Consider the following 15,523-nt stretch of genomic DNA (forward strand, 5'->3'; position numbering starts at 1 on the left):
CCGCCGTCCGCGGTCGTGATCTCATGCGGCCATGGAGATCGGACGGGTCCGGACGGTGGACTACCACACCGGGGGTGAGCCGTTCCGGATCGTGCCGGAGCCGCCGGTGGAGATCCGCGGGCGGACGGTGGCCGAGCGGCGCGTGTTCGCTATGCACGATCCGGCGGTGGACGGGCTGCGGCGGGTGCTGTGCTTCGAGCCGCGCGGGCACGCGGACATGTACGGCGGGTTCCTCGTACCGCCGGACGACGACGGGGCGCGGCTCGGCGTGCTGTTCTGGCACAAGGACGGCTTCTCCACGGCGTGCGGGCACGGGACGATCGCACTCGGGGTGTGGGCGGTGCGGTCGGGGCTGGTGGCGGCGCCGGTGGACGGGACCGCCGACGTGGTGATGGACGTGCCGTCTGGGCGGGTGACCGCCCGCGTGCACCTGTCCGGCGGGCGGGTGTCCGCCGTCGACTTCGTCAGCGTGCCGTCGTACCTGATCGCCCCCTCGGTCGAGGTCGTCACGCGGCGGGGCGTCGTGTGTGCGGCGGTGAGCTACGGCGGGGCGATCTACGCGCAGGTGGACGCGGCGTCCGTCGGGCTGACGGTGACGCCGGAGCACCACCAGGAGCTGATCGCGCTGGGCCGGGAGGTGAAGTGGGCCCTCGACGCCCACCCGGTCGCGCGGCACCCGGACGACGACCGGCTCAGCGGGGTGTACGGGACGATCCTCCACGAGTCGCTGGGGACCACGGCCGGCGGCGCGCTGTACCAGCGCAACGTCACGATCTTCGCGGACGGTGAGCTGGACCGGTCGCCGTGCGGGTCCGGGACGGCCGCCCGGGTGGCCACACTGGCCGCGAGTGGCGAGCTGGCGCCGGAGCAGACCCTGGTGCACGACTCGATCGTCGGGTCCCGGTTCACCGCCCGGGTGACGGTGCCCGCGGACGGACCGGCGGGCACGGTGGTGCCGGTGATCACCGGCATGGCCTACCCGACCGGGGAACACGTCTTCGTGGTGGACCCGGACGACCCGATAACCCCCGGGTTCGTCCTGCGATGATCCCCCTCCCCGACGCCGGGGAGAGCACCACGCCGCTGCCGCCGGTGGAGGCCGTCGCCGCCGTCGAGGCGGCGCTGCGCGGCGGGCTGGACCCGACCGGCGGCACGGCCCGGCTGCGGGTCGTGGTGTTCGCGTGGGGGTGGCCGACCGTTGAAAGTTGCCAACGTTCGCGATTCAATGGTCAGAATATTTCACCATCCACCCTCACGGATGAGGTGGCACCATGTCTGTCCGTGTAACCCGTCTGCTCATCGCGGCGACGGCCGGCACCCTGCTGGCCGCCGCCGCCCTGACCGGCGCTGCCGTCGCCGCACCCGCCGAGCCGGCCGCCGTCGCGGTCACCGATCCGCGCACCTGCACCGTGAACCCGGCGACCCCCAAGCACCAGATGCGGGCCATGTGGATCGCGAGCGTCGTCAACATCGACTGGCCCAGCGCGCCGGGCAAGTCGGAGGCCGAGCTCAAGGCCGAATACGACGGCTGGCTGGCCCTCGCCAAGTCGCTCAACTTCAACGCGGTCATCGTGCAGGTCCGCCCGCACGCCGACGCGTTCTGGCCCTCACCGCTGGAGCCCTGGTCGCAGTACCTCACCGGCGTCGCCGGCCAGGACCCCGGCTGGGACCCGCTCGCCTACCTGGTGAGCAAGGCCCACGAGCAGAACCTCGAGTTCCACGCCTGGTTCAACCCCTACCGGGCGAGCATGCCCGCGCCCGGCGGCGCCGGCACCGACCTGTCGAAGCTGCCGGAGAACAACCCGCTGCGCGAGCACCCCGACTGGGCGGTGCCGTACCCGGCGAACAACGCCGCCGGCCGGCTGTACTTCAACCCCGGCATCCCCGAGGCGCGTGCCTGGGTGCAGGACGCGATCATGGACGCCGTCACGAAGTACGACATCGACGGCGTGCACTTCGACGACTACTTCTACCCGTACCCCGCGGCCGGGCAGGACTTCGGTGACGACGCCGCGTTCGCGCGGTACGGTGCCGGCTTCGCCACCAAGGGCGACTGGCGGCGCAACAACATCGACCTGCTCGTCAAGGAGATGGACGCGCGAGTCCACGCGGCCAAGCCGTGGGTGAAGTTCGGGGTCAGCCCGTTCGGCATCTGGCGCAACAAGGCCGCCGACCCGCTCGGGTCCGACACCAACGGCACCCAGTCCTACGACGCCAACTTCGCCGACACCCGCAAGTGGGTGAAGGAGGGCTGGATCGACTACATCGTGCCGCAGGTGTACTGGAACATCGGCCTCGCCGTCGCCGACTACGCCAAGCTGGTCCCGTGGTGGGCCGACGTCGTCGCCGGCACCGACGTCCAGCTCTACATCGGCCAGGCCGACTACAAGGTCGCCGCCGCCGGCCAGCCGGCCGCCTGGTTCGACCCGAACGAGCTCTCCAAGCACCTCACGCTCAACCGGCAGTACCCGCAGGTCCTCGGTGACGTGCACTTCAGCGCCGTGCAGGTGCGCGCGAACCGGCTCGGCGCGGAGACGATCCTCGCCGCCGAGCACCGCAGCCGGCCGGCGTTCCCGCCCGCGTGGGGTCCGGCGAAGCCGTTGCTGTTCCCGGTGATCACCGGGGCGAAGCGGACCGCCGAGGGTGCCGAGCTGCGGTGGCACGACACGGCGAGCGGGGTCGGCCCGTTCGGCCAGGTGACGTCCTACGGCGTGTACCGCTTCGACGGCGTGACCGTCCCGAACGGCTGCGACCTGGCCGACGCCGCGCACCTCGTGGCGACGGTGCGCGGCACGACGTACACCGACGCGACGGCCGAGCCGGGCAAGCGGTACACGTACGTGGTGACCGCCCTCGACCGGCTGTGGCACGAGAGCCCGGGCAGCCCGCCCCGCTGGCTCTAGCCAGGATCTAGCACGTTCCGACCGTGAGGGTCCCCTCGGTGAACGGGGACCCTCACCGGCGGCCTCGGTGCGATCGCGTCGAGGCCGCCCACCGGGCGGTTTCGATCAGCAGCGTGGCACGTCCGGTATGAAGCCCGGGGCTCGTGCCGGAGCCGGCCGCGCGGGCGCCCGCGCCGTCACCAGCCTCTGACCTCGGGCTCGTAGCCGCCGGCCGGTCAGCCGGTCGTGGCCGGCACCGGCACCACCTGCCGCCGCTCGGCGGCGCTCCGGCCTACCCGCTGGGTCGGACCGGTTCGACGGCCGTCATCGCCCGGTCATCGGGCGCTGCGCCGCGCGCGGATGAACTCCGCGACCGACCAGGCTTGGAACGGGCAGCCGGTGGCCGTGTGCGGCGCGTCGCCCTCCGCGGTCTCCGACACCGAGCCCAGACCCCATTCGCTGAGGTGCAGTTCCAGGCCGTCCAGCAGGCCGCCGGTGCCGGCGCCGACGCGCCGGGACGCGTCGGTGAACGGCCCGATCAGCCAGGGCCAGACGGTGCCCTGGTGATAGGCGTGGTCCCGCTCGGCCGGGCTGCCGTTGTGCCGGCCGAGATAGGCGGGCGTGTCCGGCGCGAGGGAACGAAGGCCGACCGAGGTGAGCAGCGCGGTGCGGCACACCTCCACCGGTCGCGGGTCCGGGACCGGCACGTGTGGCAGGGCGACGGCGAGCAACTGGTTCGGGCGGACGGAGGGATCGTCGCCGCCCGGCCCGTCGACGACGTCGTAGAGGCCGAGTCCGTCGGGCCGGGGAAAGCGGCGCCGGAACGAGGCGGCGGCCCGCTCCGCGGCGGCGCCCCAGTCGTTCCGCCGGCCGATGCGGTCGAACAGTTCGGCGGTCACCGCGAGCCCCTCGATCCACAGCGCGTTGATCTCGACCGGCTTTCCCCGGCGTTCGGTGACGGGCCGGCCGTCGACGCGGGCGTCCATCCAGGTGAGCGCGTACCCGGGACAACCCTGCGTGAGCAGGCCGTCAGCCGGGTCGGCCACGATGCCGTAGCGGGTGCCGTCCCGGTGGTGGGCGAGGATGTCCTGCATGCTGCCGGCGAGGGCGGCGACGGTGTCGAGATCTCCCGTGGCGTCGACGTACCGGCCGATGGCGTGCAGGAACCACAGGGCCGCGTCCGCGGTGTTGTACTCCAGCGTTCCGGTGTCGGCGGTATTGGCGAGCATCCCCTCCGACACGGTCGCGCCGGCCCGCAGCAGGACCTCCCGGGCTTCGGCGTACCGGTTGGTGGCCAGCAGCAACCCCCCGAAGGAGGTCATCAGGTCGCGCGACCACTCCCCGAACCAGGGGTACCCGGCGACGGCCGAAGGCCCCGCGGGCGTGTCGATGAGGAACTGGTCGGCGGCGATCGCGAGCTGCCGTCCGACGGCGTCGGTGGCGCCGGCGTCCCTGCCGAGCTTCCGCGCACGCCGCCGGGCCGCGGTGACGAGGCCGCCGGCCGCCGGCAGGGTGCCGTCGAACGGCGCCGCGGCGGCCGTGATCTGGACGGTGTCGCCGGGCACCAGTTCGGCGGTGAACCGTCCGGCCGCCCAGAGATCCTCGACCGGGTTCAGCCCGCGGGCGGCCTCCTCCCGGGCGTACACCCCGCGGTACCAGTCGCCGCCGGGTTGCCAATCCGGGCCGGTCACCCGGTAGGCGTGCTCGAACTCGAAGCCGCCGGAGACCGCGGTCACCTCCGGGTCGCCGCCGGCGTGGCGCTCGCCGTGAGCGTCCCGCCACGTGCACAACGGCACCAGGTCCAGCCCGACCGGCCGGGAGGCCCGGAGCAGGCGGAACACGACGCCGACCGCGGGCCGTCCGTGCGCCATCGCGATCTCGCGCTGGAGCACCACGTCGCCGAGGTCCCAGCGCCAGCACGGCACGCCGTGGTCGAGGCTGAAATGCGCGAGATACACGTGGCCCGCGGGATCCACGGCGCCGCCGGCCCACTCGTCGGTGGCGAGCCGGAACAACCGTTCGCCGACCCGCACGACGGGTTCGAGGGCGGCGAGGCCGAGCCGGCGGGAGCCCGCACCGGGCGACGCGACGACGAGCAGTCCGTGATAGCGGCGGGTGCGCAGGCCGGCGACCGTGCCCATCGCGTACCCGCCGAGGCCGTCGGTCACCAGCCACTCGCGGGACGAGGCAAGGTCGAGGTCGCCGCAGACCTGCCGGCCGAACGCGATCACCGCCGCACCTCCCGTCGCGGCGGGCGCTGCGCCGTCGGCCGGGCCACGAGTTCGGCCAGCAACCCGGTCCAGCCCGTCTGGTGCGACGCGCCGAGCCCGGCGCCGTTGTCCGCGTGGAAGTACTCGTAGAACAGCAGGTTGTCGCGCCAGTGCGGGTCTTCCTGAAGGTGGCGCACCCACCCGTACGCGGGTCTGCGCCCGTCGGGCCCGCGGCGGTACAGCGAGAGCAGCCGCTGGCGCAGGTCCTCGGCGATCTCGCCGGCGGTGCGCTGCTGTCCGGAACCGGTCGGGTACTCGACCTTCACCGACTCGCCCAGGTTCGCGTGGTAGTCCTCCAGCGTCCGCAGCACGAGGTAGTTCAGCGGTATCCACAGCGGCCCGCGCCAGTTCGAGTTGCCGCCGAACATACCGGTGCTCGACTCCGCCGGCTCGTAGCCGACGCTCGCCGTGCCGCCGGGCACCCGCACGCTGAACGGGTGCCGCTCGTGCCACCGGGACAGCGCCCGCAGGCCGTACGGCGAGAGGAAGTTCTCCTCGTCGAACAGGTGGGTCAGGATGCGGCGTACCCGGCCTTGCGCGGCCACGCCGACGCTGACGAACCGCTCGCCGCCGGCGGTGCCCAGCACGTGATGCTCGGGGATCGCCGCGAACGCCTTGCTGAGCCGGCGCACCCGCTGGAAGTCCTCCTCGCGCAGCGCCTTGGTGGCGAACAGCGGGATCACGCCCACCATCGACCGGACCCGCAGCGGCTCGGCGGCTCCGTCGGCGCCGCGCAGGACGTCGTAGTAGAAGCCGTCGCCCTCGTCCCACAGGTCCTTGCCGCGCATCGCCTCCGAGATCAGCGCGAAGTGCTCCATGAACTTGACGACGAGGTCGCTCAGCGCCGGGTCGTGCCGGGCCAGTTCGCGGGCCATCTCCAGCAGGTTCAGGCAGTAGAACGCCATCCAGGCCGTCGCGTCGGACTGCTCCAGGGTGAACCCGGCGGGCAGATGGGAGCGGTCGATCGGGCCGATGTTGTCCAGGCCCAGGAACCCGCCCTCGAACAGGTTGTTGCCTTCGGCGTCCTCCCGGTTGACCCACCAGGTGAAGTTCAGCAGCAGCTTGGCGAAGACCCGGGTGAGGAAGGCGATGTCGCGCCGCCCGTCGATGTCGTACACCTGGAGCGCGGCCCACGCCTGCACCGGAGGGTTGAGGTCCTCGAACGCCCACTCGTAGGCGGGGATCGCGCCGTTGGGGTGCTGGAACCACTCGCGGCACAGCAGGATCAACTGGTACTTCGCGAAGGCCGGATCGAGATGGGCGAGCGCGACGGCGTGGAAGGCCGAGTCCCACGCGGCGAACCACGGATACTCCCACGGGTCGGGCATGGACATGATGTCGGCGGCGTCGAGATGACGCCAGCCGGCGTTGCGCCCGAACCGCCGGCCCGGCGGTGGTGCCGGCTGTGCCGGGTCGCCGTCGAGCCAGCGGGCGACGTCGTAGTGGTAGAACTGCTTGCCCCAGATCATGCCCGCGAACCCCTGCCGCATGATCATGGCGTCCTCGGTGCTGGTGCCGGGTGGGGTCAGCGCGGCGTAGAACGCGTCGGCCTCCGCGCGCCGCCGGGCGAGGACCGTGTCGAAGGCCGGGCCGAACGCGTCCGGGTCGGCGGCCGGCGCCAGCCGCAGCGACAGTTCCGCCGTCTCGCCCGGCGGCACCGTGACGCGATACCAGAAGGCGGCCTTCGTGCCCTCCCGGGCCGGGTTGACGGTGGCGGCGCCGTGCAGGACGTGGTCGTTGATGCCGTCCTTCGGGTACGGCGTGACCGACGGGCTGCCGAACAGCCGCTGTGCGTTGGTCTCGTTCTCGCAGTACAGCCGCTCCGGGACCACGCCGTCCGGCGCCGGTGCGGCCTGCAGCACCAGCGGGCCGAGGCCGTCGTGCTCGACGCCGATCGCGGACCCGCCGGCGTCGGCCAGGCGCGGCTTCGGCACGTCCGGCTCCCACGACCACGTGTTGCGGTACCACACGGTCGGCAGCACGTGGAGCGTCGCCGGCTCGGGTCCGGCGTTGGTCAGCCGAACCCGGATGCGCACGTCCTCCGGGTCCGCTTTGGCGTAGTCGGCCTCGACGATCCAGTACCGGCCGTCGTCGAAGACGCCGGTGTCGAGCAGTTCGTACTCCGGCTCCTGCCGGGATCGGCGGCGGTTCTCGGTGACCAGCCGCTCGTACGGGAAGGCCCGCTGCGGGTAGTGATAGCGCCAGCGCAGCCAGGCGTGGCTCGGCACCGCGTCGAGGTACCACCAGTACTCCTTGGCGTCCTCGCCGTGGTTGCCCTCGTTGCCGGTCAGCCCGAAGGCGCGCTCCTTGAGGATCGGGTCCTGCCCGTTCCACAGCGCGAGCGCGAAGCACAGCCGCTGCCCGGCGTCGCAGATGCCGCCGAGCCCGTCCTCGCTCCACCGGTACGCGCGGGACCGCGCGTGGTCGTGGGGGAACGCCTCCCACGCCGTGCCGTCGGCGCTGTAGTCCTCGCGCACGGTGCCCCAGGCGCGCTCGCTGAGGTACGGGCCCCACAGGTACCAGGGGCTCGCGTCGAGCAGTCCGTCCTCGGGGTGCCCGAAGGACGCCACCCGCTCCCGCTCGGGATTCGTCATGTCGCCAGATGATCATTTCCGGCGCGCGGCGGCCTCACCTCGGCCGCGTGAGCTTCGCCGCGGCCGAGCCGGCGTCCGGCGCGTCACCGTTCGGGGGAGTTCCGGCGCGGGCGGATGTCGTAATGGCGACCGACCGCGGCCGAACGTCCTGGCGCGGCCCATCGTGGTTGGAACCGCACGCGTCACCGACCCGATGGAGGCCCGTCATGCCCGTTCGACGACTTCTCATCGAAGACGCCGCGGACGTCGCGTACGCCGCCCGGGCGCTGGCCGGAGGCGCGGTCGTGGCCACCGCCTTCGGGAACTTCTACGCCGTGGTGACCCGGCCCGACGCGGCCGCCGTCCGCGGGGTGAACCTCGCGAAGGGGCGCCCGGCGGACCAGGTCGGCAGCGTCACCACGACGCGGCCGCGGGTCGCCGGGGTGTTCGACTGGTCGCGCCTGCCGGACGGGGTCGGCGAGGGCGCGGTCCGGGGGCTGATGGACGACCTGTGGCGGCTGGGGCCGTTCGGCTTCCGCGGCCCGGCCGCGCCCGGCGTGCCGGAGCACCTGTCGCAGGTGGACGGCGGGGTGCGCACCGCGCAGGTGATCGCGCCCGGGTACGCCTGCCCGTCGAACGGGCTGTTCGACCTGGCCGGTGATCCCTGGCTCTACATCACGTCGGCGAACCGCTCCCGGCACCTGACCGGAGCGGCCGAGGAGCCGGCGCACTGGACGGCCCGCGGCATCGCCGCCGACTTCGAGCACGTCGGCAACCTCGTCATCGTCGAGCACCGGGACGAGGCGGCGGCGCGCGGCCGATACCCGGCGTTCGTGCCCGCCTCCGTCACGCTGCTGTCGTTCCATCGGGCGCACCGCACGCCGGACGGGCAGGTGCTGCTCACCGTCGACCGGCACGGCTCGCTCGACGTCGCCACCGTGCGCGAGCACGCGGCCCGGCACGGGTTCGCCGTCACCCTCGGCGCGGGAGCACGGCGGCGGCTGCCGGTGCGTTCGTACGATCTGGCCCGGGTCACGCCGTAACGCCGGCGAGCACCGGCTGAGGACGCCGCCCACGGCCCCGCACCTGCGGGCGGTCACCGGTCGAGGGCCGCGCGGGTCGACCCGCGCGGCCCTCGATCCGGGCGTGGTCACGCCACCGGCATGTCCCGGCGGCGCAGCCCGGCGAGGCCGGCCGCACCCAGCGCGACCGCGACGACGGTGAGCCACAGCAGCGGCGTCACGGTGAACGCGGAGCCGGGCACCTTCGGCACGTGCGCGAACGGGGTGAGGTCGACGACCCACTGGCTCAGCCCGAACAGCGCGCCGAGCTCGAAGAGCAGGACGGACACGATGAGCGCGGCCCAGGTCAGCGAGCTGAGCCTCGGCGCGAGGCCGACCAGGGCGGTGCCGAGCCCGGCCAGCACCCAGGCGGCCGGTAGCTGCACGAGTGCGGCGCCGAGCAACCGTCCGACCTGCCCGCCGACGTCGTGGACCTGCGCGCCGTACACGAGGCCGCCGCCGACGCCCGCCACGGCCAGCAGCAGCGCCGTGCCCAGCAGCGCGAACGTCAGGTGGCTCGCCGCCCAGCGCAGCCGGCCCACGCGGGTCGCCAGCAGCGCCTCGACCCGCCCGCTGCTCTCCTCCTGGCGCAGCCGCAGCGTCGCCTGCACCGTGTAGGCGGCGGCGACCATGCCGGTGATGCCGAAGATGGCGGCGAGGAACGCGTCGGTGAGGCCGTTGCGCCCGCCCATCCGGCTCAGGATGTCGGTGAGCTGCTGGTTCGGCGACTCCAGGTTGCCGATGCCGACGGCGGCGCCGCCCATGACGGCCCCGGTCAGCGCCAGCCCGACGGTCCAGCCGAGGAGCAGGCCGCGGTGCAGCCGCCAGGCCAGTGCGAGCGGGCTGCGCAGGGCGGGGGAGGCCGTGGCCGGCCCGGGCCGCTCCGGCAGCAGGCCGGCGCCCACGTCCCGGCGACCGGTGAGGGTGTAGCCGACCGCGGCGAAGACGGCCGCGAACCCGGCGAACAGCAGGGCGACCCACCACCGTTCATCGGCATACGGGCGCAGGTGTATCGCCCAGCCGGTCGGCGACAGCCAGCTCAGCCAGGCCGGACCGGTGTCGCCGACGGCGCGCAGCAGGTAGGTCCCGCCGAGGACGGCGCCGGCGATGCCGCTGGCCGCCCGAGCGCTCTCGGTGAGCTGCGCGGCCGCGGCCGCGATCGCGGCGAACAGTATCCCGACCAGACCGGTCGCGAGGCCGAAGGCCACCGAGCCGGCGACCGGCAGTCCGGTCGCCAGCAGACCGAGCGCGATCAGCACCGCGATGGCCAGGTCCGCCAGCCCGGTGACCAGCAGGGCGGCGGTGAGCGGCGCGTGACGCCCGATCACGGTGGCGCGGAGGAGTTCGAGCCGGCCGGTCTCCTCCTCGGTCCGGGTGTGGCGCACGACCGTCAGCAGGCTCATCAGCCCGACCAGGATGAACTCGGTCACGCCGATCTTCCACGCGGTGAGCGCGCCGATCGACACGTCGTGGAGCGGGCCGCTGAGCGCGACGAGTGACGGGTTGGCGAGGACGCCGCTCACCGCGCGCAGGTCCTCCTCGGTCGGGTAGAGCTTGAGGTAGTTGGCCGCGGTGCCCATCGGCATCACCGCGAGCCCGAGCACCCACACGGTCAGCCGGACGCGGTCGAGCCGCAGCGCCAGCCGTGCCAGGGCGCGCGTGCCGGTCAGTGAGTTCACCGGGCCGCCCCCGTCCGCTGCTTTCCGTCGGCCTGTGTCCGGTCGTAGTGGCGCAGGAACAGCTCTTCGAGGGTCGGCGGCTGGCTGGTCAGGCTCCGGACGCCCAGCGTCGTGAGCTGCCGCAGCACCGCGTCGAGCGCGCTGTTGTCCACGTCGAAGCGCACGGTGCTGTTGTGGATCTTCAGGTCGTGCACGCCGGGCAGCGTGTCGAGACCGGTCGCCGGCCCGGCGAGGTCGACCTGGATCGAGGTGCGGGTCAAGTGCCGCATGTCGGCGAGCGTGCCGGTTTCGACCGCCCGCCCCTCGCGGATGATGGTGACCCGGTCGCAGAGCGCCTCGACCTCGGACAGGATGTGGCTGGACAGCAGGACGGTGCGGCCGTTGCGGCGTTCCTCGGCGACGCAGTCGCGGAAGACCTCCTCCATGAGCGGGTCGAGGCCGGAGGTGGGCTCGTCGAGGATGAGCAGCTCGACGTCGGAGGCGAGGGCGGCGACGAGGGCGACCTTCTGCCGGTTGCCCTTCGAGTAGGTCCGGCCCTTCTTGCTCGGGTCGAGGTCGAAGCGCTCCAGCAGTGCGGCGCGGCGCTTGGCGTCGAGGCCGCCGCGGAGCCGGCCGAGCAGGTCGATCACCTCGCCGCCGGACAGGTTGGGCCACAGCGTGACGTCGCCGGGCACGTAGGCGAGACGGCGGTGCAGGTCCGCGGCGTCGCGCCACGGATCACCACCGAGCAGCCGGGCCGCGCCGCCGTCCGGGCGCAGCAACCCGAGCATGACCCGGATGGTGGTGGACTTCCCCGCGCCGTTGGGACCCAGGAAGCCGTGCACTTCCCCGGTCTGCACAGCCAGGTCGAGCCCGTCGAGCGCACGGGTGCGCCCGAACGTCTTGACCAGTGCGTCTGCGCGGATCGCCTCGGTCATGTTCCTCATGCTCCTTCGGCCGCGGGGTCGGTCCCCGTGGCGGTAGGCGGATTGGGTGCCCGCAGCGACGCCATCGCCGCGCGGGTCTTGGCGACGAACTCGGCATCGAGCAGCGAGTGGGAGTAGAAGTCGGCCAGCGCGCCGGCCATGCGGATGTGCCCCTCGGTGGTGAAGACGTCGGCGCCCAGCGCGCGGGACACGTGGTCGTGCATCGCGAGAATCCCGGACTGCATGCCGACGAGCACCGCGGCGAATCCCCGGTAGTCCTCGGTGACGTCCGGCGCGTACGTGCTGATCCACTGCTCGGTCAGCGTCACCATGTCGTCGAACATGGCCGCGGCGGCGGGCGAGCCGTCGAGCAGGGCTCGGGTGACGTACTTGTACAGCAGCACGATCGTGGGATGGACCGACGGCAGGAAGGTCGGGTTGGTCACCTTGCCGTCGAGGAAGAGCTCCTCTTTGATCTTCACGAGCCGGTCCAGCGCGTAGGCGTCGCACTCCACGCGCAGCGCCTCCTTGGAGCCGAAATGGTGCCGGAGCAGACCCGGTGACACGCCGGCCATCTCGGTGATGTCGCGGACCGTCGTGCCGTCGATGCCGCGCTCGGCGAACAGGCGGATCGCGGCGTCTCGGATCCGTGCCCGAGCGGTCAGGTCCTCGAATGCCGGATCGCCGACCGGGCGTTTCATGATCCGCACCTCCCTATGCAAACGTATGGCGAGCTATGCGGCCCGGTAGCTGACTATACGCTCGTATAGCCCGGCCGCAAGACGCCTGTGACGGCGGGAACACCGGGACACCGGGAACGCGCCGGGCGGAGGTTTGCGGCGGCCGTGCCGTGGTAGATGCGTGCGGTCGCCCTACCTGACGTCGGGAGGATCGCCATGTCGCAGACCCGGGAGCTGCTCGACACGCTCGCCGTGAGTTTTCGTCCGCAGGTGAGCAGTGAGCAGTTGGCGAGCGTGATCGATGCGATGGCGGCGTGCGAGGAGGCCGCCACCGCCTGCGCGGCCGCCATGGTCGCCGAGGACGACGTGCGGGTGCTGCAGGACGCGATCATCCGGGACCTGAACTGTGCGGACGTGGTGGCGGCGGCCCGCCGGGTGGTCAGTCGCGGCGCCGATGCCGCGTTGCTGGGTTCGCTGCTGGAGGCGTGCGTGGCGGCGTGCGAGCACAGCGCCGAGCTGTGCGGCCGGCACGCCCACCATCACGATCACTGCCGGATCTGCTCGCAGGCGACGTCGCGGTGCGCGGAGGCGTGCCGGGCGATCCTGCGCGGACTGCACGGTTAGCGCGCGTTCACGCCTCGTCGATCGGAATGTCGATCGGAATCTTGACCAGCACCGCCGTTATTCTGCCGAACCGGCGGGCACATCTTGCGGTCCGAAGTGCTGCGAAGGAGGCTGCGATGAGCACGGTCACAGAGTCCGTAGACGTCCACGTCCCGGTGCACACCGCGTACGAACAGTGGACACAGTTCGAGTCGTTCCCGCAGTTCATGAGCGGCGTCGAGTCGATCAGACAGGTCGACGACCGGCACACGCACTGGGTGACCAGGATCGGCGGCGTCCGCCGCGAGTTCGACGCCGAGATCACCGAACGGCGTCCCGACCAGCGGATCGCGTGGAAGAGCGTCGGCGGTGACACCAGACATGCCGGCGCGGTGAACTTCCAGCCCCTCGGGGAGCGGGACACCCGCGTCACCGTCCAACTGGACTGGCAGCCGGAAGGCATCACCGAGAAGGCGGGCAGCGCGGTCGGTGCCGACGACCTTCAGGTGAAGGCGGACACCAAGCGGTTCAAGGAGTTCGTCGAGAAGCGAAACTCCGCCACGGGGGCGCAACGCGGCGACGTTCCACCCCCGGGCAGGTAGCCCGTCCGGCCCGAAGCGCGCGAACCCGCTCCGGCCGGCTTGCCGGGGCGGGGTTCGCGCGCGGACGCGGCGGTCACCACCACACGGGCAGCCGGTACTCCCGCGACCGCCTGCCCCGCCGGCCGGGGTGGACGACGTGCCGGGCGAGGCGGCACACCGCGTCCACGACCGCCGTGATGGGTGCGCCGATCCAGTCGAATTCGGACACGGCGAGATGCTCGACCTGTTCGTGCGCCCGTGGCCGGCTGCGCGAGCGGCGTGGGGCCGGTGTCGGCTGTGTGGTCATGAGGTCCTCCGGTCCGCTGTACGGCTGACGGCGTTGCTCCGGCCGCAGGGGTGGGCATCAGGACGCGTGCCGCGCCCGGGCCGGTACGGATGCTTGCATAGTGCAATTATTGCTCTTGCCTGGCGTCGCGGCCACGGTGGCACCGAGCCGCAGCCCAGCACCGGGGCGGCCGTGCTCCGCGTCCCGCCCGGCCGCCGCGCTCGTGATCGCGAGCCCGCAACCGGCCGCCGGCCCACGACAGACCTCAGGTAGGTGCCATCGGGCAGGCGCACCGGATGATGCAATCATGGCAGTATGCAATCTTATCGCCCGCAGAACACTGAGGTTGCCGTGCAGGCGCTGATGCTGGCCAGCCGTGCTTTCGTCGGGCTCGCGGCCCGGTCGCTGGCCGCCGTGGCGGGTGAGGTCACGCTGCCGCAGTTCCGCGCCCTGGTCGTGCTGGCCGTGCGCGGGCCGCAGCGCAGCATCGACATCGCCGACGAGCTCCAGGTCAACCCGTCGACCGGCACCCGCATGCTGGACCGGCTGATCCGCAAGGGGCTGGTCCGCCGGGTGCGGTCGACGGCCGACCGGCGGGTCGTGCGGGTGCGGCTGACCCGGGCGGGTCACGACGTCGTGGAGCAGGTGATGGCCCGCCGTCGTGCCGACCTGGAGCGACTGGTCGCCGAGACGGCCGACCTGTGGCAGCCGCCGGTGACGGCGGCCTTGACGGCGTTCGCCGAGGCCGCCGGCGAGGTCGGCGAGCAGGACTGGTGGCTCGGCTGGGCCGCGCACAGCGCCGAGGTCGACGCGGCCGACCCGGCGGAGGGCGAACCGGCCACCGCCTGATCCGGCCGCATCGGTGACCGTCGAGCCGGGCGACAATATTTGCCGTGGTGCGTGATCGCCGCGGCGGCGCCTTATCGCCGCGTCACCGGCGGTGTACCGCGACCCGGGCACCTGCCGCAGGCCCTTCGCGACCGCCCGCCGCGCCGCGCGCGACGCCGTGGGCGAGGCGGACCGCGGCGCCGGATCCTGGACCCGCACGTGAAACGTCCGTGCCGGACCCGGCGGCGAAGGACCCTTGTGTGCCGACAGCGGCCGGCGACGCGGCTGGCTGACGTGCGGCGGCCGAGCCTCACGGCGCTGAACCACCCGCTTTGTACCACCGGCCCCGGCCGATGTGCGAGCCGGCGAACATTCCGGCCGTCGGAGGGGTAGCTGAAGAACTGCATAGGACGACGCAGATGCGGTTCAGGAGGTACGTCATGTCCGACGTGTCCGAATACAGAGAGATATCCGAACATCCAGATGTCGCCGAGATGCGTCAGCGGTACGAGCGGATCACCGCCAGCAGTCAGGCGACCGTCATCGACGGCCTTGTGCTGCTGGCCGGCGCGTGGCTGGCCATTTCCCCGTGGATCGTGCATTTCAACACGTCGGCGCCGAGTGTCATGATCAATAATCTGATCCTCGGGGTCCTGGTGGCCGTGATGGCGCTCGGCCTGACCTGGACGCCGGCGCGGATGTACCGGCTGAGCTGGGCGATGGTGGCGGTCGGTATCTGGGTCATCATCGTGCCGTTCGTGACCCGGCAGGTGAATGCCGGCGTCGTCTGGACCAACGCGGTCACCGGCGGTGTGACCGTCCTGCTCGGCCTCGCCGCGATGGGGACGCTGTTGTCGACAGCCATGGCGAGCAACAGATCGACATTGGCGCGTCAGCGGTGAGCATGGTGGACGTCGTGGCGCCCGCCCGCTACGGGTGGGCGCCACCGACGTGCGGCGCCCACCCGTAGCGGCGTGCGCTGCTCCCACGGCGGGGGCCACGAACCGTCGGAATCTCACAGTGCCGTCCGGGCCGGGCGGCGGGCCTCGAGCCGAAGGTCGCGCCCGGCGCCGCCGGCCCGAGTCCGCACCCGACGGGCACGACGGAACGCTGGGGGAGGCGATCCTCCGGCCCGGCGACACCGGGCAGCCGTTCCGTCCGGCCGGCGAGGCGTG

At 72.7% G+C, this 15,523-nt stretch carries 14 protein-coding genes; 8 read left to right on the plus strand and 6 right to left on the minus strand.

The features are described from left to right. The first annotated feature begins 31 nt into the window (after positions 1–31). From Drose_RS12535 to Drose_RS12545, 3 genes are read left to right on the plus strand one after another with little or no spacing between them, the layout of a single operon-like run. Positions 32–1,048 (plus strand): proline racemase family protein, encoded by a 1,017-nt coding sequence (locus Drose_RS12535; RefSeq protein ID WP_260728349.1) that lies wholly within the window; start codon positions 32–34, stop codon positions 1,046–1,048. Continuing rightward, positions 1,045–1,287 carry a hypothetical protein gene (locus tag Drose_RS12540; protein WP_260728350.1) on the plus strand — a complete coding sequence of 81 codons (243 nt, stop codon included), beginning with the start codon at positions 1,045–1,047 and terminating at the stop codon, positions 1,285–1,287. The genes Drose_RS12535 and Drose_RS12540 overlap by 4 nt, the downstream gene beginning before the upstream one ends. Next, positions 1,272–2,903, plus strand: coding sequence for a glycoside hydrolase family 10 protein (locus Drose_RS12545; RefSeq protein WP_260728351.1), 1,632 nt, complete (start codon positions 1,272–1,274; stop codon positions 2,901–2,903). Before Drose_RS12540 ends, Drose_RS12545 begins: the two co-directional genes overlap by 16 nt. A gap of 314 nt (positions 2,904–3,217) precedes the next feature. Here the strand turns inward: Drose_RS12545 and Drose_RS12550 are convergent, their stop codons facing one another. Both Drose_RS12550 and Drose_RS12555 read right to left on the minus strand, forming a co-directional pair. Further along, positions 3,218–5,113 (minus strand): amylo-alpha-1,6-glucosidase, encoded by a 1,896-nt coding sequence (locus tag Drose_RS12550; RefSeq protein ID WP_260728352.1) that lies wholly within the window; start codon positions 5,111–5,113, stop codon positions 3,218–3,220. Beyond that, on the minus strand, positions 5,110–7,746 hold the full coding sequence (locus Drose_RS12555; protein ID WP_260728353.1) for an MGH1-like glycoside hydrolase domain-containing protein: 2,637 nt from the start codon (positions 7,744–7,746) through the stop codon (positions 5,110–5,112). Before Drose_RS12555 ends, Drose_RS12550 begins: the two co-directional genes overlap by 4 nt. Before the next feature lie 206 nt (positions 7,747–7,952). On the opposite strand from Drose_RS12555, the gene Drose_RS12560 reads away from it, so the two are divergent. Next, positions 7,953–8,768 carry a hypothetical protein gene (locus Drose_RS12560; RefSeq protein WP_260728354.1) on the plus strand — a complete coding sequence of 272 codons (816 nt, stop codon included), beginning with the start codon at positions 7,953–7,955 and terminating at the stop codon, positions 8,766–8,768. Positions 8,769–8,875: 107 nt separating this feature from the next. On the opposite strand, the gene Drose_RS12565 is transcribed toward Drose_RS12560, so the two are convergent. The 3 genes from Drose_RS12565 to Drose_RS12575 are packed head-to-tail and all read right to left on the minus strand — an operon-like array spanning position 8,876 to position 12,071. Next, a complete protein-coding gene (locus Drose_RS12565) occupies positions 8,876–10,465 on the minus strand; it encodes an ABC transporter permease (protein ID WP_260728355.1) in 1,590 nt (529 codons plus the stop codon). Further along, positions 10,462–11,382 (minus strand): ABC transporter ATP-binding protein, encoded by a 921-nt coding sequence (locus Drose_RS12570; protein WP_260728356.1) that lies wholly within the window; start codon positions 11,380–11,382, stop codon positions 10,462–10,464. Before Drose_RS12570 ends, Drose_RS12565 begins: the two co-directional genes overlap by 4 nt. A gap of 5 nt (positions 11,383–11,387) precedes the next feature. Continuing rightward, complete coding sequence (locus Drose_RS12575; RefSeq protein WP_260728357.1) at positions 11,388–12,071, minus strand: TetR/AcrR family transcriptional regulator; 684 nt, start codon at positions 12,069–12,071, stop codon at positions 11,388–11,390. Positions 12,072–12,266: 195 nt separating this feature from the next. On the opposite strand from Drose_RS12575, the gene Drose_RS12580 reads away from it, so the two are divergent. Both Drose_RS12580 and Drose_RS12585 read left to right on the plus strand, forming a co-directional pair. Then, positions 12,267–12,674 carry a four-helix bundle copper-binding protein gene (locus Drose_RS12580; RefSeq protein ID WP_260728358.1) on the plus strand — a complete coding sequence of 136 codons (408 nt, stop codon included), beginning with the start codon at positions 12,267–12,269 and terminating at the stop codon, positions 12,672–12,674. 116 nt (positions 12,675–12,790) lie between these two features. Next, positions 12,791–13,255 carry an SRPBCC family protein gene (locus tag Drose_RS12585; protein ID WP_260728359.1) on the plus strand — a complete coding sequence of 155 codons (465 nt, stop codon included), beginning with the start codon at positions 12,791–12,793 and terminating at the stop codon, positions 13,253–13,255. A 73-nt stretch (positions 13,256–13,328) separates the two neighbouring features. Here the strand turns inward: Drose_RS12585 and Drose_RS12590 are convergent, their stop codons facing one another. Beyond that, entirely contained in the window at positions 13,329–13,541 is a 213-nt protein-coding gene (locus tag Drose_RS12590) for a hypothetical protein (protein ID WP_260728360.1), read from the minus strand. A 294-nt stretch (positions 13,542–13,835) separates the two neighbouring features. On the opposite strand from Drose_RS12590, the gene Drose_RS38745 reads away from it, so the two are divergent. Continuing rightward, the gene (locus Drose_RS38745; RefSeq protein ID WP_313900019.1) at positions 13,836–14,369 is read left to right on the plus strand and encodes a MarR family winged helix-turn-helix transcriptional regulator; all 534 of its coding nucleotides are present in this window, start codon (positions 13,836–13,838) and stop codon (positions 14,367–14,369) included. A 332-nt stretch (positions 14,370–14,701) separates the two neighbouring features. Beyond that, on the plus strand, positions 14,702–15,250 hold the full coding sequence (locus tag Drose_RS12605) for an SPW repeat protein (protein WP_260728361.1): 549 nt from the start codon (positions 14,702–14,704) through the stop codon (positions 15,248–15,250). Positions 15,251–15,523 lie beyond the last annotated feature (273 nt).

Source organism: Dactylosporangium roseum (assembly GCF_025264685.1).
Taxonomy (GTDB): domain Bacteria; phylum Actinomycetota; class Actinomycetes; order Mycobacteriales; family Micromonosporaceae; genus Dactylosporangium; species Dactylosporangium roseum.